A 20378-nucleotide genomic window follows, 5' to 3' on the forward strand; every position below is an offset into this window, starting at 1 on the left:
CGGGCCTGTGGATAAGTGCGACCCCTGCCGTTCCGGTCGTCGTCGCACAGCGTCCGGAACGGCAACGAAACCCCACCGCGCTGCTCAACGCGACAGGTAGCGGACCGGGTCGCACCGGGCCGGCCCGCACCGCACCGGGCCGGTTCGGGCCGGACCGGACCGGTCGGCGGGTTTGCGTAACTGCCGGCTCGCCGGCTCACTCTTCCCGACGCGTGACCACCGGCGCCGGCCGGCCGAGTCGGGTGGCGCCTACTCGTAGTCGGCCCGGGTGGCGAGCTCGCCCGCCTCCCACATCTCGTGGACGCGCCTCAGGCAGTCCTTGTCGGACGCCACTTCGTCCGCGAGGCGGAGGCCGATGACGTTGTTGGCCTCGTCCGCCTTGTTGTCCGCGTCGGACCCGGGCAGGTCCTTCTCGTGTGCTTCGGCCATCTGCTTGGCGAAGGTTTCCCCGAGCCTCTTCTTGAGCAGGCACTGCCAGTACACGTGGCGGATGGAGTTCTGCATCTCCGGATCCGTCATCTGCCCGGTCTCCTTGTACACGTCCTTGTGCGTTCCGAGCCATCGGATGATGTTGCCCGGGTACTTGAGAGCCACCCGGGCCTCTCCCCCGGAAATGTTCTTGCCGATCAGATAGAAGTACTTCGTCAGCGCGGAGGGGCCTTCGTCGACGAGGTCCTTCGCGACCTTGCTGAGGATGCCCGCGGCGTCGGAGAAGTTCTCCGCGACTCCGGCCCTGCTGGTTCCCGACAGTGCGATGACGGAGTGTCCTGCTCCGACAGCGGCGATGACCAGCCAGTAGGAAATGGCGACTTCAGGGGTGAGCAGCACGACAGCCGCGACACCCATGAACGCCGCGATGCCGGCCCAGCTGATGTCCCGGGTTTCGAGGCCTCCCCATTCATGGAGCGTCCGGTGGGTCTTCACCATGGTGTCGAAGACGTCCGCACTCGGCACTGTGTTGCATGCGCAGCGGAACTTCGCGTCCCTGGTCACGCTCATCGACATGGTCCAGTCACCGGCCTGCGGGTTCTTGACGATCAGGCACTGGATCGAGTCGCCGGACATCTTGACGAGTTTGTCGTCCTGGTTGATGTTCTCGGCATGGACGGTCCCGGCGGGGTCCGTGACGGTCATGGCGAAGCCCTCGGGGAGGTCAACCGAGTCGTCGTCCTTCGTGACCACCGAGTAGAGGAAGGGCGCGTTCTCCCCGATGGTCATCGTGTTCGTCAGATTGAACCGATCCACGTTGCCGAGACCGTCCAGGGCCGGCAGGGAGCCGACCTCGCAGTACATGCAGTCGTTGTCACCCTTGACCTGCGCCGTGAACGCAGGGATGGGACTCAACTCGTTGCTGACGTCGAAAATGCCCCAGAGCCCGCCGACTCCCTTGTCCTCGATCTTCGTCGGCTCGTCGAAGTACTGGCCTGCGATGAGCGCTGGGGTCCGACTTGCGGCCTCTTTCCAGTCGTCGCTGAGGGAGAGCCCCCAAAGGCGCGAGGCGTACCGCCTGTGCCCGGCGGGTGCCCCGCCCTTCTCCTCCACGTGCCCCCAGAACCAGTCCGGCACGTCGTCGTTGTCGCGGACGTCGAACTCGCCCCAGAGCCCGAGGGCGCCCTTGTCCACGATGCGGGTCGGCCGGTTGAAGTACTGCCGCTTGACCACGGCAGGGCAGTTCTGGGCGACGCCCTTCCAGTCCGCGCCGTCGGGAATGTTCCACAGCCGCGCCGAGAACTGCCGCATGCCGTTGCCCTGGGTGCCGTCGTCCTGGAACTGCAGAGGGCCGGACCCGTGGCCCAGGAAGCCGATGGAGTCCCACAGGCAGGAGTGCGCCACCGGGACCGGCGGGTCGGTGACGGGCGAGGGCTCGGTGATCGGGTTGCCGGAGGCCCGGTACAGGGCCTCGACGACACCGTTCTCGCCGTCCCAGACGTCATTGGAGAGTTCCCAGATGATGACGCCCTGCGCGCCCACGTCCTTGAGGAAATTCATTTTGGTGACGGCGGTTTCCGGGGTTTCGAAATAGACGTTGTGGGCGTACGGGTACTCTCCCGGAGGCAGGGGTTCGGAGAGCTTGGGGCGGGGCGTACTTCCTGCCACCTTGATGTTCGCGTTCTTGGCGCTCACGGCATCCGGGAAAGCGTCCAGGATTTCCTTGTACCGCAGCACCTTGTAGCCCGGGGGCACTTCACCGGTGAGGTCGTCCGGCTCCTTGGCCGCGGCGAAGTCGTAGCCGTATACGGGCACTCCGGCCGCGATCTTGCCACGGTCCACGCCGTGCCCCGATCCCTGCCAGTTCAGGAAGAGCGGATTCGTCCAGTACCAGAGGCAGTCCTCCACCGACAGGATCGGATTGTTCTCCAGGGCGTCGCCGCCCGGAGCGTTCGGATCGGCACCCGCCGCAGATCCGGGCCAGCCGCCCTGCTGTTCGTCGAGGTAGGACTCCAGATAGACGTCCGCCTCACGGATCTCCGCCGTATTCCTCCCGCGGATCTTGTGCAGCGTGGAATGCGGGCCGACCGGGGACCTGTCCCAGGACCCCGTGAGGTCGTAGGTCATCACGCCGATCCAGTCGAGGTGTTCGGCCATGTCCGGGTCGTAGTTGTTCCCGTACCACGAGGTGCCGAAGACGGCCGCCGAGACGATCTTGTCGGGCATGGCCTCCTTCAGCCTCTTGGCGAGCAGGGCCATGCCGCGCCCGGCAGGATGCGGCCCGTCACTCTTCATCCGGCCGCCCTGGTCGACCTGGCCGGGCCGGCCCCACCAGCACTCGAGGTCGAGGTCGACGCCGTCCAGGTCGTTCTGGGTGACGTAGTCCACGATGTTGCGCACGGTCCGGTCGAGCACCGCCGACGCCGGGTCGTTCCCGACCGCCGTCATCAGGTCCAGGAAGGCGAAGTCGTTCGCACCGCCGAGGGCGACCATGATCTTGGTCCCGTACGGGTTCGCAGCCATGTGGATGTCGGGGAGAACGGCGCCGATATCCCGGACCGAAGCGGAGTCGAATTCCCCGGCTTTCTCTTCGCTGAACGTCAGGAATGCGATGATGCCGTGCGTAATGTACCTGTACATCGCGCCCTTGCCGTAGTCGAAGCCTTCACCCTTCCGCCAGGTGGGGATGTAGGCAATGACTTTCGCCTGCTCGGTCTTCTTGTGCGGGGTCTGGTCGTACAACTCGTCGAAGTGGCGCCAGCCGTTCTCGTCGGGCCCCCCAGCCCCCGGCTCCGAGGCCCAGAACGCGGCACGGAAAACATTGCCCTTGTATGTGGCTACGGCCCCTGCCTGATATCCCTCGGGCTTCGGCTTCCACTCGGGTACGTCAGGGTAGTCAGAAGAAAGGCTCACTGTGACTCAGGCTCCCTGGTGTGGTGTTCGTCCGGTCATGTCCGGCAACCGGTTGTTCCCTCGCCGTCCCAGTCGGGATTCGGCACCGCCGCCGGCTGTGAAAGGTTTGTCGGCCGGCACGCCGAGCCGAGTGGTCCGAGGCCGATGACCTACTGAGCGTTTTGGGAATGGCCGTCGATGGAGTGACCGGGGAAGAAGGTGACGCACGAGGTGACCGCGCCGGCGAGGGAGATGTTCAAAGTCTCAACTCGGCCGCACAAAACACTCGTTGACCCCATATCCTGCCGCACTCGACCTGCCTCGCGCACTGGGCGATGGGGATATCACGCTCATGATCACCCGCGAGAGTGATCACCGCTGCGGGCGCCCGCCGCACCCACGCGCGCTCGTCGCTCTGGTGTACCTGCGCAAGCGCGCCACCCCGGCCCGGATATCCGAAGGCTTCGGCATCTCGGCCGGCGCCATCCACGCCTGCGCCGCCGCGATTCGTTCCATCCGCTCAAGCCGGGAACGGCAATTGCTCGACGGTCCGCTCTCGTGCAGGAAGCGGGGCCCATAAGTGCTGCTGACCTGAACCGATTCCGGCCGACCTGCAGGCGGCCGATTTTCGACCCGCCTGAAGTACTGAGGGGTGTCCCGCAATTCCTGGCGGGCGCGGTTGCGCCTGAGCTTCTTGGGGAACTACGCCCCGTACTGCCCAGCCGGCATCTGGTCCCTGCTCTTCGAACGAAGCCCGAGAACGGGACGGACAGGGGCGGCATACTGATCGTATGTCACATGTGGGCGAGGACAGGGCAGTTGCCGTGCAGTTGCTGGTTGAGTGCGGCGACTCGGTCGAGGGTCTTGCGGAGTTGTCCGACTGGTTGGCTCAAGAGCCCGAATTCAGGGGTCTGGTCAGTGGGAACGCCGTGCCCGGCCCAGGAGAACTCGGGGCGGTGACCGACGCACTGGTGGTTGCTGTGGGAAGCGGTGGGGTATTGAGCGTGCTGGCCGCGTCGCTCAAAGCGTTCCTGGCTCTGCCCCGCCGCTCCGATGTACGGATCAAGGTCAGCGGCAGACCGGACGGACGCACGGTGGAAATCGATGCCAAGCGCGTGAGCGACGTCGAGGCGATGCTGCGAGAGGCACTTGGACAGGATGAATGAGTGAGCGCGCGGTCGATCCCGCCCGTTCGCGGATCGTGCTGGTCGGGCCTGCCTACTACGAAGACCCGAAGCTGACGGACGTGCCGGAAGTCGCCCACAACATCAGCGATCTGGCTCAGGTACTCACCAGCGAGAGGCTCGGCGGTTTCAGTCCCTTCCACTGCGTCCCGGTTCCTTCGGCAGCCGGTGTGGCACAGGTCGGCGATGTGCTGGTACGTGCGGCTGACGAGGCTGAGGACCTGCTGCTGTTCTACTACAGCGGGCACGGGCTGCTCGGCCCGCGGCGCCGCGAGTTGTACCTGAGCCTGGCAGCGACCCAGCCCGACCAGTTGGCCTTCACCGCGCTGCCGTTCGAGGCGGTGCGCGATGCGTGCCTGGACAGCAGAGCCACCAGCCGGGTGGTGATCCTCGACAGCTGTTTCAGCGGGCGGGCGATCGGAGAGACGCTGGCCGGATTCGACGAGACGGTGATCGGCGAGCTGGAGGTCTCCGGCGCTTACACGCTGACCTCGTCCCCGGCGAACCGAACCGCGTTGGTCCTGCCCGGAGAGGTGCATACCGCGTTCACCGAGCGGCTGCTGACCATGCTGAGCGCCGGCAGTCCGACAGCGGGAACGATGATCAACCTTGGAGACATCTACCGGCACCTGCACTCCAGACTGCGCGCCGAGGGCTTACCGTTGCCGCAACGCTGCGGGGTGAACAACGCGGATCTGCTCGGGTTGGTACGTAACGTCCAGTACGAACACGCGCCGGTCGAGGCACCCGTAGCTGCTGACACCGCAGAGCCTGAACGGGTTGCCGGCGCAGACATGACCGAGCGTCTGCTACAGGCCGAACGCATTGCGCACACCATCGGCGATGGGCTGTGGAGAACTCGGGCGCTGGTACGAGTGGCTTCGGCGGCGGCGGGAACTTTCGAGCCCGCACACGTGGAGCGTTTGACCGACGAGGCGGAGCAGGCCGCTACCACGGTCAGTCGGACTACCGAGCAGGCATTGACTGCCGTGGTCTCCGCGATGGCCACGCTCGCCCCGGACCGCGCCGAACGCATCGCCAACAGAGCCGCTCGCGTGGTCGAGAACGGCTACGCCCTGACTGCCCTGTCCGAAACGGTGGCCGCCAGTGACCCGGACCGGGCCGAGCGTATCGCCAAGACCATCAACAGCAAGTACCACAGGTGGCGAGCGCTCGGGGCCGTAGCCGCGTCCGTGGCGGCCGGCGATCCTGCCCGCGCCGGGCGCATCGCCGACGCCATCACGGACAAGGACACCCAAGCACGCGTGCTGGCCGTGGTGGCGAAGGCAGTAGCCGCCTCCGACCCCCACCGTGCCGAGCGTATCGCCAACTCCATCACCGACAGGCACCGCAGGCTGAGGGCGCTTGGCGCCGTGGCCGTGGTGGTGGCCGCTGACGACCCCGTCTTTGCTGAGGACATCGCCAAGTCGATTGCCTGCGAGAACCTCGGGTGGTCGGAGCTCAGCGCGGTGGCCGTGGCGGTGGCTGCTGGAGACTCCGACCGTGCCGAGCGCATCGCCAACTCCATCACCGCCAAGCACATGAGGCTGAGAGCTCTCAGCGCCGTGGCCGAGGTGGTGGCCGCTGACGACCCCGACGCTGCTGAGGACCTGGCCAAGTCGATTGCCTACGAGAACCTCAGGTGGTCGGCTCTCAGCGCCGTGGCCGTGGCGGTGGCCGCCGACGATCCCCAACGTGCCGAGCGCATCGCCAACGAGATGATCCACAACCGCAACAAGTGGGCTGCGTGGTTCTTCGCAGGAACCACCCTCTCCGAGGGGATCGGAGCGGTGGCTGCGGCAGTGGCCGCCGACGACCCCGACCGGGCAGTGCACATCGCTCACGCGACGCCCAGCAGGGACAGGGAGGGTGTGCTGGCTGCGGTGGCCGTGGTGGTGGCGGCTGAGGATCCTGACCGTGCGGAACGTATCGCCGGCGTCATTTCCGGCAGGTCTGCGAAGGAGGGTGTGCTGGCTGCGGTGGCTCTGTCGGTGGCGGCTGAGGATTCTGACCGTGCGGAACGTATCGCCGGCGTCATTTCCGGCAGGTCTGCGAAGGAGGGTGTGCTGGCTGCGGTGGCTCTGTCGGTGGCCGCTGAGGACCCCGACCGTGCGGAGCGCATCGCCGGCACCCTCGCCGACGAGGACTCACGAGTGAGGGTAGTGACCAGCATCGCCGGAGCAGTGGCCCTTGCCGATCCTGACCGCGCCCGGCAGGTGGCCCGCTGGGCACCCGGATCGGCTGAGGACGAGATTCTGTACTCGGTCGTGCTTGCCGTGGCAGCCCGGCCCACGTCTCCCCGTGAGGGCAGGACCACGGTGTGATCGGGACCGGTCCTGGTCCGCACGCCACGACCGGCTGGTCCGGGTGATGGATCCGCACCACGCCGCACCACGCCGCACCACGCCGCACCCCGCCGATCTGCCCCGCTGAGGCGGAGGGGCGCGTGGCCGGGGCGTGGTTCGAGGCGACCCGGCAAGGAGCCCGGCGGCGTCCCACAGAAACGGGCAGCAACTCGGGCCCCCGTGGGATTCGGCCGACCCCCTCGGGCGCCGTTCGGGCACGGTCACGGCGTCAATCGGGCACCGGTCCGGACGCGTACAACCGCTCCGCACGGTGTGACCAGCCGGTCCGGCCTTGGTGAAACGGGCGCAACCGGGCACAGGCGAAGCGGTGAAGAGCCTGGTCGCCGTGAGTCCCCTGCTTGTACAAACGACTCAAGAGCCCGAACGGGGCCGGAGCCGCAGCAACATCAGGGATGTGTGTCGTGGACACCGACGAGCGCCGACGAGAGATCCTCAAGATTGCCCGCCGCGACGGGTCGGTGGAAGTGACCGCGCTGGCCGGGACGCTCCGGGTGGCCAAGGAGACCGTGCGGCGCGACCTGCACACCCTTGAGGAGCACGGTCTCGTGCGCCGTACCCACGGTGGCGCCTACCCGGTGGAGAGTGCCGGCTTCGAGACGACGCTGGCCGCGCGCACCAACCGGCTCGTTCCCCAGAAGTCCAGGATCGCGACGGCCGCCGCCGACCTCCTCGGCGACGCGGAGACGGTCTTCGTCGACGAGGGCTACACCCCCATGCTCGTCGCCGAGGCGCTGCCCAGGGACCGCCCGCTGACCGTGGTCACCGCGTCCCTCGCTGTGGCGACCGCCCTCGCCGACGTGGAGAAGACCACCGTGCTGCTCCTCGGGGGCCGGCTCCGCGGCTCCACGATGGCCACCGTCGATCACTGGACGACCCGGATGCTCGCCGGATTCGTCATCGACCTGGCGTACGTCGGGGCGAACGGGATCTCCCGTGAATACGGCCTGACCACCCCCGACCCGGCCGTGGGCGAAGTGAAGGCCCAGGCCATGCGCAGCGCTCGGCGCAGGATCTTCGCCGGCATCCATGCCAAGTTCGGTGCGGTGAGCTTCTGCCGCTTCGCCGAGGTCGGCGACTTCGAGTACATCGTCACGGACACCGGTCTCCCCTCGGCCGAGGCGCAGCGCTACTCGCGCCTCGGCCCGCAGGTCATCCGCGTCTGACCGCCACCCCGAGAACGCCCCACACGAAACCCCGCAGCCGGAAGCCGCCCGTCAGCCCCGGGAACGGCTGACATGCCCCCAACAGATGAATCCTCGATGACGAGTGATCAGGAGAACCACATGCCCAACATCAAGGAACGCAGCATCAGAATGAGTACGCGTCTGGGTGCGGGTGCCGCCCTCACGGCCCTGCTCGCCGGGTGCAGCGGCGCGGGCGGCGGCGGTGCCTCGTCCGGCGACGCCGAGTCGATCAACGTACTCATGGTGAACAACCCGCAGATGGTCGAGTTGCAGAAGCTCACCGCGGCCAACTTCACGAAGGAGACCGGCATCAAGGTCAACTTCACGGTGCTGCCGGAGAACGACGTACGCGACAAGATCACCCAGGACTTCTCCAACCAGGCGGGCCAGTACGACGTCGCCACCATCAGCAACTTCGAAGTGCCGTTCTACGCGAAGAACGGCTGGCTGCACCCGCTCGACGAGTACACCGCCAAGGACAAGGCCTTCGACCAGGGCGACATCCTGAAGCCGCTCCAGGAATCCCTCACCGCCGATGACGGCAAGCTCTACGCCGAGCCGTTCTACGGCGAGTCGTCCTTCCTCATGTACCGCAAGGACGTCTTCGCCGAGAAGAACCTGAAGATGCCCGCGAAGCCCACCTGGCAGCAGGTCGCCGATCTGGCGGCCCGGGCGGACGGCGCGAAGAGCGGCATGAAGGGCATCTGCCTGCGCGGCCTGCCCGGCTGGGGCGAGGTCATCGCTCCGCTCACCACCGTCGTCAACACCATGGGCGGTACCTGGTTCGACAAGGACTGGAACGCGAAGCTCGACTCGCCCGAGTTCAAGAAGGCCGTCCAGTTCTACGTCGACCTGGTGAAGAAGCACGGCGAGGCGGGTGCGCCCCAGGCCGGCTACGCCGAGTGCCTCAACAACATGACGCAGGGCAAGTCGGCGATGTGGTACGACGCCACCGCGGGCGCCGGATCACTGGAGGCGTCCGGCTCCCCGGTCAAGGGCAAGATCGGCTACGTGGCCGCGCCCGTCGAGAAGACCGAAAGCTCCGGCTGGCTCTACACCTGGGCCTGGGGCATGCAGAAGGCGTCCAAGAAGACCGACAGCGCCTGGAAGTTCATCTCCTGGGCCTCCGGAAAGGACTACGAGAACCTCGTCGGCAAGACGGTCGGCTGGCCCAACGTGCCCGCCGGGAAGCGCGCGTCGACGTACTCCAACCCGGACTATCTGAAGGACGCGTCCGCGTTCGCGAGCGTCACCCAGCAGGCCATCGCCGGCGCCAACCCCCGTGACCCCGGCACGCAGCCGCGGCCGACCGTCGGCATCCAGTTCGTCGACATCCCGGAGTTCACCGACCTGGGCACGAAGGTCTCGCAGGAGATCAGCTCCGCCATCGCCGGCCGCCAGTCGGTGGACGACGCCCTGAAGACCTCGCAGGCACTCGCCGAAAAGGTCGGCAAGGAGCAGAAGTGAGTGCCTCCGTATCCACCCCGGAAGTCTCGTCCGCCGACGCGCCCGGTGGCGCCGACGCACCCCGCAGTACCCGTAAGGTCCCCGGCCGGGCCCGCGTCTGGGCCACCCGTGCCCCGCTGCTGCCCGCCCTGATCTTCCTGATCGCCGTGACCCAGCTCCCGTTCGTGGCAACGGTCGTGGTCTCGTTCTTCGACTGGAACTCGCTCTCGCCCGACGCACGGAGCTTCAGCGCGTTCTCCAACTACGGGGAGGTGTTCAGCGACCCGAGTCTGCGCGACTCGGTGTTCACGACGGTCCTGCTCACGGCGGGTGTCGTCATCGTGAGCGTCGTGCTCGGGCTCCTTCTCGCCCTGCTGCTGGACCGCAGGTTCATCGGCCGGGGTTTCGTGCGCACCCTGCTCATCACGCCCTTCCTGCTGGTGCCCGTCTCGGCGGCACTGATGTGGAAGCACGTGCTGTACAACCCCGAGTACGGCCTGCTGAACGGGGGATGGGCCTGGTTCGCCGGACTGTTCGGCGTCGACAGCCCCGGACAGCCCGACTGGATCTCCGACATGCCGCTGGCTGCGGTCGCGACCGCCCTCGTCTGGCAGTGGACGCCGTTCATGATGCTCATCCTGCTCGCCGGGCTGCAGAGCCGGTCCACCGAACAGATGGAGGCCGCCCGGCTGGACGGCGCGAACGCCTGGCAGATGTTCTGCTACCTGACGCTGCCGCACCTGCGCCGCTACCTGGAACTCGGCGTGCTGCTCGGCTCGATCTACATCGTGCAGAACTTCGACGCGGTGTTCACCATCACCGCCGGCGGACTCGGCACGGCGAACCTCCCCTACACGATCTACCAGACCTTCTACCAAGCTCACGAATACGGACTGGCGTCCGCCGCGGGCGTGGTCGTGGTGATCGGCACCATCGTCGTCGCGACCTTCGCCCTGCGTGTGGTCTCGTCCCTCTTCAGCGAGGAGGCGAACCGCGCATGAGTACCCTGACCGCTTCGCACACCGACCGGGCGGGCCATGTCGACCCCGCACGGGCGGCACGCCGGGGCAGACGACGCTCCACCGCCCTCGGGCTCGTCGCCTGGGTCGTCGGCATCGTCTTCTGCGCGCCCGCACTCTGGATGCTGCTCACCTCCTTCCACTCGGAGGCCGACGCGGCGACCAACCCGCCGTCGCTCGGCGCGCCCCTCACTCTCGACGGCTACCGGGTGTTCTTCGGTGCCGGCGGCGGAGCGAGCCCCTGGCCGCCGCTGATCAACTCCTTGACGGCGTCCGTCTTCTCCACGCTCTTCGTGCTCGTACTCGCGCTCCCCGCCGCGTACGCGCTCTCCATCAAGCGAGTGGAGAAGTGGACGGATGTGATGTTCTTCTTCCTGTCCACGAAGATGCTGCCGGTCGTCGCGGGGCTGCTGCCGGTGTACCTGTTCGCCAAGAACACCGGGATGCTGGACAACATCTGGTTCCTCGTCATCCTCTACACGTCGATGAACCTGCCGATCGCGGTATGGATGATGCAGTCGTTCCTGGCGGACGTGCCGGTGTCCATCATCGAGGCCGCGCAGGTCGACGGCGCCCGGCTGCCCACGGTGCTGGCCAGGGTGGTGGCGCCGGTGGCCGCGCCCGGTATCGCGGCCACCTCCCTCATCTGCTTCATCTTCAGCTGGAACGAGCTGCTCTTCGCCCGGGTGCTCACCGGGGTGGCGGCCCAGACCGCTCCCGTCTTCCTGACGAGCGTCGTCACCAGCCAGGGGCTCTTCCTCGCCCAGCTGTGTGCCGCGTCCGTCGTCGTGTCCCTGCCGGTGCTCGCCGCCGGCTTCGCCGCTCAGGACAAACTCGTCCAGGGCCTTTCTCTTGGAGCTGTCAAATGAGGGCTGCGATCATCGAGTCCATCGGCAAGGTGTCGGTCGAGACCGTCCCCGATCCCACCCCGGGGCCCCGTGACGTGGTCGTCGCCGTCAAGGCGTGCGGACTCTGCGGCACCGATCTGCACATCCTGCAGGGCGAGTTCGCACCCGCGCTGCCTATCATCCCGGGCCACGAGTTCGCCGGCGAGATCGTGGAAACCGGCTCCGAGGTGACCGAGCTGGCCATCGGCGACAACGTCGCCGTCGATCCCTCGCTGCACTGCCACGAGTGCCACTACTGCCGCAGCGGGCGCGGCAACCTCTGCGACAACTGGAACGCGATCGGGGTCAGCAAGCCCGGTGGGGCCGCCGAGTTCGCCGTCGCCCCGGTGGCGAACTGCGTGAAGCTCCCGGACCACGTCGACGTGGCCACCGCGGCACTGATCGAACCGCTCTCCTGCGCCGTGCGCGGCTACGACGTGCTCAGCTCCACGCTGGGAGCCAAGGTGCTCATCTACGGTTCCGGCACCATGGGACTGATGATGCTGGAGCTCGCCAAGCGCACCGGCGCCGCCACCGTGGACATCCTGGACATCAATCCGGACCGGCTGACCACCGCCGTCAAGCTGGGTGTCTCGCGCTCCGCCGCCTCGGCCGACGAGCTGGAGACGGTACGCGGCTGGGACGTCGTCGTCGACGCCACCGGGAGCGCGGGCGCCATCCAGGACGGCCTCGGCCGGGTCGCCAAGGGAGGCACGTTCCTGCAGTTCGGGGTCGCCGACTATGCGACCAAGGCCGTCATCGAGCCGTACCGGATCTACAACCAGGAGATCACGATCACGGGCTCGATGGCCGTGCTGCACAGCTACGAGCGCGCCGCCGCGCTGTTCGCCGCGGGAGTCATCGACCCGGCCGTCTTCATCAGTGACCGGCTGCCGCTGGAGCAGTACCCGGAGGCCCTGGACCGGTTCAAGGCGGGCCTGGGCCGCAAGATCGTGGTCGAGCCGTGATCGGTGGCTCCGATGCCGTTCTGGTGATGGGCGAGGCGCTCATCGACCTGGTGCCGTCCCCGGACGACCCGCGGACGCACCGGGCCCAGCCCGGTGGCGCGCCGGCCAACGTCGCAGCCGGGCTGGCCCGGCTGGGCACGCCCAGCTGGTTCGCGGGAGCGCTCGGCGGCGACGGATTCGCCCGCCTGATCGAGGAGCGGCTCCTCTTGGCCGGTACGGAACTGGGCCTGTGCGCCCGCTCGGATCTGCCCACCGCGCTCGCGGTGGCCGATCCGGGCCCGGACGGCACCGGCTACCACTTCCACCTGCACGACACAGCCACCTTCCGGATGCCGGAGCGTACGGCGGACGTGGGCCGCTTCGGCGCCGTGTACGCGGGCGGGCTCGCCGCGGTCGTACCGCCGTCCGCCGATTCCGTGGCCGCGACCGCGCGCGCCGGGGCCGAACGCTCCGTGCTGGTGGTCGACCCCAATGTGCGCGAGGACCGCTCGCTCGGCGGGGACACCGCGCGCCGACTGCGAGATCTCTGCCGACCGGCTCAGGTCCTCAAGGTCAGCGACGAGGACGTGGCCGCGCTCTGGCCGGGCGAGGTCCCCGAGGCGATCTGCGAACAGCTGGCCGCGGAGAACCGTCTGGTGGTGCTCACCCGCGGTGCCGCGGGCAGCACGGCGTTCCTACGGGACGGGGGACGGATCTCCGTCCCCGCGGTGCGGGTCGACGTGGTGAACACGATCGGGGCGGGCGACGCGTTCATGGCGGCGATGCTCAACTGGCTCGGCGAGGCAGGAGCGTTCCGCGACGGCGGCGCGGTACGGCTGTCGCGTGACCGGGCCGCCGAGATGCTGACGTTCGCCTCGCGGGTGGCGGCCTCCGTGGTCGCCCGGTCGGGGACGGAGCCTGTGCGGCCCGTGCCGGCGGCGCAGGTCGCGAAGGTCCGCCCGGCCGGATGACGGAACGGGCCGCCGTCCCCGTCGGGGGAAGGCGGCCCGCCTCGTCCGTCCTGCCGGTCCGTTTGTTTTCGCTTCCGCTTACAGCAGGTTGTAGATCTGGAAGCCGTGGCCGATCTTGGCCGGGCTCCCGAACACGGCGTTGGCGTTGCCCGTGCCCGAGTACCGGAACAGGTCACCGTTCGACTTGCGGGCGACCAGGTCCGCGACGCCGTCCGCGTTGAGGTCGCCGACCGACAGGAGACGGTCGTACGTGTTCCAGCCGCCGCCGATCCGCGTGCGGGACGCGAAGGGCGCCTTGTAGTCGCCGGTGCCCTTGTAGAGCCACAGGACACCGGACTTGTCCCGGGCGACGATGTCGGGCTTGTCGTCACCCGTCAGGTCGCCCTGGCCGGCGAGCTGGGTGTACTGGCCCCAGCCGCCGCCGATCCGCATGCGCGTGGTGAGGCTGCCGTCCGGGTAGCCGAGGTAGCCCCACAGCACACCGGCCTTGTCCAGCCCGATGAGGTCGGCCTCCTGGGCTCCGCCGATGCTGCCGGGGGAGAGGATCGTGGGGTAGATGTTCCAGCCCTTGCCGACCTGGATGCTGTGGTACCCCAGCTCGTCGTCGATCCAGTTGGAGGTCAGCTTCCCGTCCTTGTAGACGTCCCAGGTGTGGTCGCTCCACCCGTCCTTGTCGTTGTCCGCGTCGATCGAGTCGGCGAACACGTCGAAACCGGGCGTCACGTACTCCCGGGGCTCGAAGCCGCCCTGGTCGTCCGTCCAGTACATGTACAGCTCGGTGGTCTTCTTGTGCACGCCCAGCATGGGGAAGCTGGGCGTCTCGACCGCACCGGCCGCGCCGGCCGGAGCCGCCCCCCGGGCCTTTCCGGCCTGCTGTCCGGCCCCGGCCGTAGCCGTGGCACGTGCCCGGTCGGCCGTGCCGGCGGGGTCGCCGGAGGCGAAGGCCGTACCGGCCGTGGTGGCCAGGGTGACCGTGACGGCGATGGCGGCGAGAGCGCCGCGGACCGAACGTCTGCGTCCAATGTTGCTCACGAAAAATCCCCCCAGGGATCTGCTCAGCCTGTTCAGTTCGTTCAACGGCACATGGGGTGCGCCGCCGTTGAACGGAAGCCTCTCACGAGGGTGTGACAGCGCCCGGCCCGGGCGGAGTTGGCTACCGGGTCCTTTCAGTCGGTGCCGGGCGCGAAGGAGATCATCTGGGCGCTGCTCTGTGCGTCGTCCCCGTTCACCATCGACGGGGTGATGACGATCCGGCCGTTCGTGTAGGCCAGGTTCCCCGCGAGCATCTCGTACTCCGGTTTCGCGGCCGAGGCCGGATGGCGCAGGACCTCCTTCTCCTTGCCGGCACCACCGGGGCCGATCCGGAGGATCCGGCCCGGTCTGCTCGGGGTGGCGCCCTCGTACACGAGGACCGCCTTGCCGGTCTCCGGGCGCAGCGGGTTCAGTGTGCGGCCGGCGTCGGACTTCACCCCCCAGACGAGCTTTCCGGTGCCGAGGTCGTAGGCGCCGGCCCGGTCGGTGCCGCCCAGCGCGACGAGGCCGTTGCCGACGACGGCGCCCGGGCAGTTCTGGATGCCCTGACCCGCGTCGCCGGAGTCGCCGCAGTACTTGAAGCCCTTGGCTCTTGCGTCGATGGTGCGGCGGAGTTTGCCGCCGGGGCCCAGCGAGACGACGCGCCAGTCGTCCTGGCGCCGCTCGGCGTGCAGGGTGGTGAGGACGACGGGCTCCACGGAGAGCACTTTGCCGGCCTTCCAGCCGGGCTTGGTGCGGTAGTTCCAGAGTGCTCTGCCCGTCGGCGGGTCGACCCCGCGGAGCCGGCTGTAGGGCGTGTCCGAGCCGACAGCGCAGCCGTAACTCACCAGGAGCCGGGAGCCGCCCGCCACATCATCGGGGTAGCACCCTCCGGGGTTCTGCATGGGGATGTCGTAGAGCTTCGTTCCGTCACTGATCCGGTAGGCGGCGGCCCGCATGTTCTGGACGACGGCGAGGGTGCCGCCGCTGATGGCACTGTGCACGATGATCGTGCCGTCCATCGAGCCGGTCTCGACGAGCTCCTTGTGCCAGCCGGACTTTCCGGTGCGCAGATCGATCTCCTGGAGCTGGTTGCACCGGCTCTTCGCCTTGTTGTGGTGCACCACGACGACCTTGCCGTCGGGGGTGGCGTTGACCGGGGTCTCGCAGACGGTAGTGGGCAGCTTCAGGCTCCACACCTGGGCGCCGTCGGAGAGGCGGCGGGCGGTGACCTTCTTGTGGACCGCCTGGACGACGGTGTCGCCGACGATCCACAGGTCGTTGGCCAGGATGTTGCTCCGGGGCAGATCGGTGGGGTCCTCGACGATCCACGCCGTCGCATCTCCGGGCTTGCGCCCCGCGTTGATCTCCTCCGACGTCGGGATCCGCTCCGTCACGGGCGGGGGAGCCGCCGGTGCACGGGACGAGGCCGACGCCCCGGAGGGTTTCGGCGTGCTGCCCGCCACCGGTGCCGCGGGCCCCTTCCCGTCGCCGTCCGTCAGGGCGTACACGCCCCCTGCGGTCGCCAGCAGGAGGACGGCGACGGCAGCGGCCACGGGCCCCCGGCGCCTGCGCCGGGGCGGACCGGGCGGCGCGTGGCCCTGCTGGGCGTACGGGTTGTCCGGCACCGGTTGCTGGCGCGGTCGCGGTGTGTACCAGGGCCCTGGTGTGTGCGGCATCGGCGTCCCCCTCGCTGACGGTCGACTCCGGCCGGGAGCCACGTCCGGAACCGGGATCTGGTTCGGCGTCAGCGTAATCACCGGTCGGGGTGGTGTGTGTGCAATGCTCACATTGGCGGCCTGCGGGCGGGAATCCGCCGTGCCGCGGGGAAGCCGAGGTCTCCGGGCGACTGCCCCGCGGCGGACGAGGGCAGGCCCAGGCACCCACTCGGTGGTCGAAGGGCCGGAGCGGTCGAATGCGCGGAGGATGCCCCTCCGAGGGCGGGCGCCCCTACTCTGGCCCGTATGACCACGGGGGACGAACTGCTCCTGATCGCCATAGTGGTGCGTCGGCGCCACATCCGGATACGGGCCACGGACCGACTCCGATTCGCCCTGCGGGCCGCCGAACTGGCGGACCTGGGCCTGGCGGGCCGGATCGTCGTCGGTCCCCGCCTCATCGAGGTGACCGACCCCCGGCCCGTCGAGGACCGCCATCTGAACAACGTCCTGCGCAGTCTCGGCGCGGCCCATCCGCAGCCCGGTCTCAAGGACTGGCTGCGCCGGACGCCGCGCTCCCTCACCTTCGAGTACCTCTCCAGGCTGGAGGACCGGAAGACGGTCCGGGTCCGCCGGTGGCGGGATGCCGGCGGCCGTAGCCGCCACGACATCGTGTTCGTCGACCTGTCACGCCGCCAGGAGCTGCTGGACCGGCTGGACCGTGCGGTGAGTGCCGGAACGGCCGGGCAGCCCGACGCACGCGATCTGACCCTCGCCGCGCTCATCCGGGCCGCGGATCTCACTCCTGCCGTCTACCCGGGCCTGCGGGGCATCGCAGGCCGCCGACGTCTGGCCGCCCTCGCCGCGGCCGGACACCTCGCCCCGGCCACTGGCGACGGCAGGGGCGCAGACGAGGAGCTCGCCGCGGCGTTGGCCGCCGGTGCCGGCAGCCTCACCCGGCAGCTTCAGAGCGAACTCGGCGACCTCTATGCGGACTTCACCACCGGCGGCCACGGCCTCGGTCACTCTGCGGACCCGGGCAGCTGGTCGGAGGGCGGCGCCGGCGGCACCGGCCACGCCGAGGGCGGTGGGCACGGGGGCTGGTGATGCCACGCCCGGGAGGCGGCACGTGAGCCCGCTCAGCGGCGGAGGCCCAGGCCGGTGCACTGCGACAGCCGGGCCGGGCCCCGGGCTGCCGCGTTGACAGTCCGCCCCGGGCGTGGCTGTAATGGAGGCGGTGCCGCGTGGCGCCGGCCAAAGAGCAGTGGGCCGGCCGGCTGTCGGGCGAGCATCCTTCTCTCAGGAGCCCGTCGTGAGTTCATACTCCGCGCTCTGCATCTGAGCATCCGAGCATTCGACGCAGCGCTGCCGCATGTGCGAGCCCTGCGTCCTCACCGGCCATGGCTGCGGTCGCAGCCGCCACGGCCGCTTCGCGTTCCCTCATCTTCCGGAGACAGAAATCCGTATGCCCACACCCAGTAACGAAGCACTCGACGTCACGGTCATCGAGGAGTTCCGTGCCCGCGAGGGAAAGGTCGGTGGCCCCTTCGAGGGCCGGGACCTGCTCCTCCTGACGACCACCGCTCCCGTGTCCGGCATCCCGCGGACCACCGTGCTCGGCTACGTACGCCGCCCCAGCGGGTCGCTCGCGGTCATCGGGTCCGGCCCCGGTACGCCGAACCACCCCGGCTGGTACCACGATCTGCTTGCCCACCCGGTGGTGGGAGTGGAGATCGGTACGCAGAACTACCAGGCGCTCGCCGTCCCCGACCAGGGCCCGCACGGGCGGGAGTTGCTCGACCATGCCGTGCCGGACGCCCCCGGGGCCGACGGGCACGCGGCGGGCGCCGTCCGCGTTCCGCTGGTCGTCGTGCTGGAGCGCGCCGATCCCGAGGTGTGGGAGGGACGGCCCCGCGAGATCAGGACCCTCGCCGACAAGATGACGGAGGTCCACACGTGGCTGCGCGGGCAGTTGCGGCAGGTGAAGGCGGAGACCGACGCGCACTTCGCCGCCCGGGCCGCGCATCAGGGGCCCGGTCAGCCGCCGGCCCCGGGGCTCGGGCTGCAGATCCGGCAGCGCTGTCTGGCGTTCTGCCAGGCGCTGGAGTTCCACCACACCAGTGAGGACGATCATCTGTTCCCGGGGATCGTGCGGTACCACCCGGACCTGGGCGACGTCTTCGACCGGCTCCGGGACGAGCACCGCACCGTGGCCCGCATCCAGGGCGAGCTGGCCGCCCTGCTGGCCGGCATCGGCATCGCCGACCCCGAGCGGTTCCGCAAGGAACTGGACACGATGTCGGCGGAGTTGAGCGCCCACCTCGACTACGAGGACGAGACGATCGTGCCCCTGCTGGCCGACGTGCCCTGGCCGCCCGCGCCGCCGGCCGGTGCGGGGGAGGGGGCGGAGTGAGCTGACGGCGTCGGGCCGGGTGCCGTGCGCGGCACTCAGCCCGACGCCGGGCCATGCCGTCGTGCCAGCGGCGCCCGCTAACCGAAGCGCTCCACGGGCGTCCGCACGCCCGCCCGGAACTCGGCCAGGGCGACGCCGATGTCACGCGCCGAGGGGGAGAAGAGCACCGACCGGTCGGCCCCCACCACTACGGTCCCGCCGCCCCGCACCCGGTGCACGACAGCCACCGCGTCGTCCTCGGGCAGCAGCACATGACCGAGAGCGGCGCCCGGCGCCATGCGGCTGTACAGCGCCTCACCGAACTCGATGAGTCGGCGCTGCTCCGGCGTGGGCGGGGCGGGGCCCGCAGCGGCCCCCGCGTTCGCGTCGCTCATCCCGCCACCCCGTCGTCGCCGTGGACCGCCGAGAGCTCCGCGATCAGGTCCGCGTCACGCATCCCGGGCAGGGCGTACCCCTCGGCCTCCTCCCACGGAACGTCGAGATCGTCCATGTGTACGCGCCACTCCGCATCCGGCACGGCCCGGCGCAACTCCGTCACGGAATCCAGCACATGGGCGATCACGGGCATCAGGTGACCGGGGTCGAACGGCATCTTGGTGGACCCGGCGACGATCTCCCGCGGCTCGGAGGCGGACTCTTCGTACAGATACAGGCCTTCCTCGTCGTCGTACGGGAAAGACGCCGTGCGCGCGGCGACGACGCGCTCGACAGACGCGGACTCGGCCTCGGTCAGCGGTGTCGCGCGGTGCGCGTTGTAGTAGAGGGAGACGCTCATGACGGGAGCGTACGACCAGGGTGTGACAATGGCGGCCGAAGCCCGTGGGCGCTGCCGGAGCTCGTCGCCCGCCGCCCGGCCCGCGCCCGCCAACCGGAGGAAACGGGTGTACCGGGCGCGAACAGGAGCAGAAGAGGAGAGGCAGCACACGGCGTCCCCATGCCCCTCGCCGCGTCCGTACGGCGGGAGGCGACCGACCGTGCCGACCCTTCTACATCCCCGGAGCCCCATCCGTGTTCAGCAAGATCAACGGCGCCCTCGCCGGGTCGCCGGCCCGGGCGGCCGGGCGCCCCAGGGCGCCGCGGTGCTGGCCCGTCGCTTTGCGGCGCACGCCCGTCTCCCTGTGGAACGACGACCTCTCGGACTGGGCGGCGGCCCTCACGTACTACGCCATCCTCGCGCTGCTGCCGGCCCTCCTGGTGACGGTGTCCGTCATCGGCCTGGCCAACCCCCACGCCACGCATGCGCTCATCGCCGACATCACCGCCTTCGCCCCGGCGGAGTCCGGAGCCGCACTGCGCCAGCCCCTGGAGGCGGCCACCCAGCAGCGGACCGCGGTCTGGCTGCTGGTCGCGACAGGGACGGTCAGCGCGGTGTGGTCCGCGTCCAGCTATCTGGCCGTGTTCCGGCGGGCGCTGCACGCGATGCACGGGGTACCCGACACCCGGCCCGCCCTGCGCAAGGCCCACCTCATCGTCGTCTCCGCGATCGGGCTGCTGCTGCTCCTGATGACCAGCGCGTTCGCCCTCGTGCTCTCCGGGCCGCTGGCCCGCTGGCTCGGGCACCGGATGGGGCTCGCGCACCTGGGGGACGCGGTGTGGGCGGTGCTGAAATGGCCCGTGCTGCTCTGTCTGGTCGCCTGCCTGATCATGGTCCTCTTCCGGACCGGCCCCGCGTCCGCGCGCGGGACGCGACAGGAGCTGCCGGGCGGGGTGCTGGCGGCTCTGCTGTGGCTGGTGGCCTCGGCGGGGTTCGCGCTGTACGCCACGTACATCGGGTCCTACAGCAGGCTTTACGGCTCACTGGCCGGGCTCGTGGTGTTCCTGATCTGGGTGTGGTTCACCAACCTGGCGCTGCTGGCCGGCGCCCAGTTCAACGTGGAGCTGAACCGGGCCCGGCGCGGCGTCGCGGACCGGACCCAGGAGGGCACTGAAGATCCCGGCAGGGCTCGCGGGGTCCGGCCTTGATCCGCGGGA

At 69.3% G+C, this 20378-nt stretch carries 16 protein-coding genes; 11 read left to right on the forward strand and 5 right to left on the reverse strand.

The window, feature by feature from the left end:
• Window positions 1-249 precede the first annotated feature (249 nt).
• Window positions 250-3342 (reverse strand): glycoside hydrolase family 18 protein, encoded by a 3093-nt coding sequence (locus ACIBJG_RS15085; RefSeq protein WP_399307924.1) that lies wholly within the window; start codon window positions 3340-3342, stop codon window positions 250-252.
• Between the two features lie 863 nt (window positions 3343-4205).
• Here ACIBJG_RS15085 and ACIBJG_RS15090 point away from each other — a divergent pair.
• The 8 genes from ACIBJG_RS15090 to ACIBJG_RS15125 all read left to right on the forward strand — a co-directional run bounded on the left by ACIBJG_RS15090 (window position 4206) and on the right by ACIBJG_RS15125 (window position 13325).
• Window positions 4206-4487, forward strand: coding sequence for a hypothetical protein (locus ACIBJG_RS15090; protein ID WP_399307968.1), 282 nt, complete (start codon window positions 4206-4208; stop codon window positions 4485-4487).
• Window positions 4484-6829 carry a caspase domain-containing protein gene (locus ACIBJG_RS15095; RefSeq protein ID WP_399307925.1) on the forward strand — a complete coding sequence of 782 codons (2346 nt, stop codon included), beginning with the start codon at window positions 4484-4486 and terminating at the stop codon, window positions 6827-6829. Before ACIBJG_RS15090 ends, ACIBJG_RS15095 begins: the two co-directional genes overlap by 4 nt.
• A 443-nt stretch (window positions 6830-7272) precedes the next feature.
• Window positions 7273-8034 carry a DeoR/GlpR family DNA-binding transcription regulator gene (locus tag ACIBJG_RS15100; RefSeq protein ID WP_399307926.1) on the forward strand — a complete coding sequence of 254 codons (762 nt, stop codon included), beginning with the start codon at window positions 7273-7275 and terminating at the stop codon, window positions 8032-8034.
• 150 nt (window positions 8035-8184) lie between these two features.
• A complete protein-coding gene (locus tag ACIBJG_RS15105; protein ID WP_399307927.1) occupies window positions 8185-9522 on the forward strand; it encodes an ABC transporter substrate-binding protein in 1338 nt (445 codons plus the stop codon).
• Entirely contained in the window at window positions 9519-10502 is a 984-nt protein-coding gene (locus ACIBJG_RS15110; protein ID WP_399307928.1) for a carbohydrate ABC transporter permease, read from the forward strand. The genes ACIBJG_RS15105 and ACIBJG_RS15110 overlap by 4 nt, the downstream gene beginning before the upstream one ends.
• Window positions 10499-11389 carry a carbohydrate ABC transporter permease gene (locus ACIBJG_RS15115; RefSeq protein ID WP_399307929.1) on the forward strand — a complete coding sequence of 297 codons (891 nt, stop codon included), beginning with the start codon at window positions 10499-10501 and terminating at the stop codon, window positions 11387-11389. Before ACIBJG_RS15110 ends, ACIBJG_RS15115 begins: the two co-directional genes overlap by 4 nt.
• Complete coding sequence (locus tag ACIBJG_RS15120; protein WP_399307930.1) at window positions 11386-12375, forward strand: zinc-dependent alcohol dehydrogenase family protein; 990 nt, start codon at window positions 11386-11388, stop codon at window positions 12373-12375. The genes ACIBJG_RS15115 and ACIBJG_RS15120 overlap by 4 nt, the downstream gene beginning before the upstream one ends.
• Window positions 12372-13325 carry a carbohydrate kinase gene (locus ACIBJG_RS15125; protein ID WP_399307931.1) on the forward strand — a complete coding sequence of 318 codons (954 nt, stop codon included), beginning with the start codon at window positions 12372-12374 and terminating at the stop codon, window positions 13323-13325. Before ACIBJG_RS15120 ends, ACIBJG_RS15125 begins: the two co-directional genes overlap by 4 nt.
• 78 nt (window positions 13326-13403) lie before the next feature.
• Here ACIBJG_RS15125 and ACIBJG_RS15130 read toward each other — a convergent pair whose 3' ends face one another.
• Both ACIBJG_RS15130 and ACIBJG_RS15135 read right to left on the reverse strand, forming a co-directional pair.
• On the reverse strand, window positions 13404-14357 hold the full coding sequence (locus tag ACIBJG_RS15130) for an FG-GAP repeat domain-containing protein (protein WP_399307932.1): 954 nt from the start codon (window positions 14355-14357) through the stop codon (window positions 13404-13406).
• A gap of 134 nt (window positions 14358-14491) precedes the next feature.
• The gene (locus ACIBJG_RS15135; protein ID WP_399307933.1) at window positions 14492-16015 is read right to left on the reverse strand and encodes a PQQ-binding-like beta-propeller repeat protein; all 1524 of its coding nucleotides are present in this window, start codon (window positions 16013-16015) and stop codon (window positions 14492-14494) included.
• A gap of 285 nt (window positions 16016-16300) precedes the next feature.
• Here ACIBJG_RS15135 and ACIBJG_RS15140 point away from each other — a divergent pair, with 285 nt between their 5' ends.
• Window positions 16301-17101: a GPP34 family phosphoprotein gene (locus tag ACIBJG_RS15140; protein ID WP_399307934.1), complete on the forward strand. Its 801-nt coding sequence runs from the start codon at window positions 16301-16303 to the stop codon at window positions 17099-17101.
• A 358-nt stretch (window positions 17102-17459) separates the two neighbouring features.
• Window positions 17460-18407, forward strand: a complete 948-nt coding sequence (locus tag ACIBJG_RS15145; protein WP_399307935.1) for a nitroreductase/quinone reductase family protein — start codon at window positions 17460-17462, stop codon at window positions 18405-18407.
• 77 nt (window positions 18408-18484) lie between these two features.
• On the opposite strand, the gene ACIBJG_RS15150 is transcribed toward ACIBJG_RS15145, so the two are convergent.
• Complete coding sequence (locus tag ACIBJG_RS15150; RefSeq protein ID WP_399307936.1) at window positions 18485-18781, reverse strand: hypothetical protein; 297 nt, start codon at window positions 18779-18781, stop codon at window positions 18485-18487.
• Entirely contained in the window at window positions 18778-19182 is a 405-nt protein-coding gene (locus ACIBJG_RS15155) for a hypothetical protein (RefSeq protein ID WP_399307937.1), read from the reverse strand. The genes ACIBJG_RS15150 and ACIBJG_RS15155 overlap by 4 nt, the downstream gene beginning before the upstream one ends.
• 233 nt (window positions 19183-19415) lie before the next feature.
• Between ACIBJG_RS15155 and ACIBJG_RS15160 the strand changes: the two genes are divergently transcribed.
• Entirely contained in the window at window positions 19416-20369 is a 954-nt protein-coding gene (locus tag ACIBJG_RS15160; protein WP_399307938.1) for a YihY/virulence factor BrkB family protein, read from the forward strand.
• Window positions 20370-20378: the final 9 nt, after the last annotated feature.

The sequence above is a fragment of the Streptomyces sp. NPDC050422 genome (genome assembly GCF_044458665.1).
Lineage (GTDB): Bacteria > Actinomycetota > Actinomycetes > Streptomycetales > Streptomycetaceae > Streptomyces.

What these genes read in the sequence shown, in the direction of transcription:
- ACIBJG_RS15095 (WP_399307925.1), top strand. Translation starts at nt 4,484, where the DNA reads ATGAGTGAGCGCGCGGTCGATCCCGCCCGTTCGCGGATCGTGCTGGTC.
- ACIBJG_RS15105 (WP_399307927.1), top strand. Translation starts at nt 8,185, where the DNA reads ATGAGTACGCGTCTGGGTGCGGGTGCCGCCCTCACGGCCCTGCTCGCC.
- ACIBJG_RS15115 (WP_399307929.1), top strand. Translation starts at nt 10,499, where the DNA reads ATGAGTACCCTGACCGCTTCGCACACCGACCGGGCGGGCCATGTCGAC.
- ACIBJG_RS15120 (WP_399307930.1), top strand. Translation starts at nt 11,386, where the DNA reads ATGAGGGCTGCGATCATCGAGTCCATCGGCAAGGTGTCGGTCGAGACC.
- ACIBJG_RS15135 (WP_399307933.1), bottom strand. Translation starts at nt 16,015, where the DNA reads ATGCCGCACACACCAGGGCCCTGGTACACACCGCGACCGCGCCAGCAA.
- ACIBJG_RS15140 (WP_399307934.1), top strand. Translation starts at nt 16,301, where the DNA reads ATGACCACGGGGGACGAACTGCTCCTGATCGCCATAGTGGTGCGTCGG.
- ACIBJG_RS15145 (WP_399307935.1), top strand. Translation starts at nt 17,460, where the DNA reads ATGCCCACACCCAGTAACGAAGCACTCGACGTCACGGTCATCGAGGAG.
- ACIBJG_RS15150 (WP_399307936.1), bottom strand. Translation starts at nt 18,781, where the DNA reads ATGAGCGACGCGAACGCGGGGGCCGCTGCGGGCCCCGCCCCGCCCACG.
- ACIBJG_RS15155 (WP_399307937.1), bottom strand. Translation starts at nt 19,182, where the DNA reads ATGAGCGTCTCCCTCTACTACAACGCGCACCGCGCGACACCGCTGACC.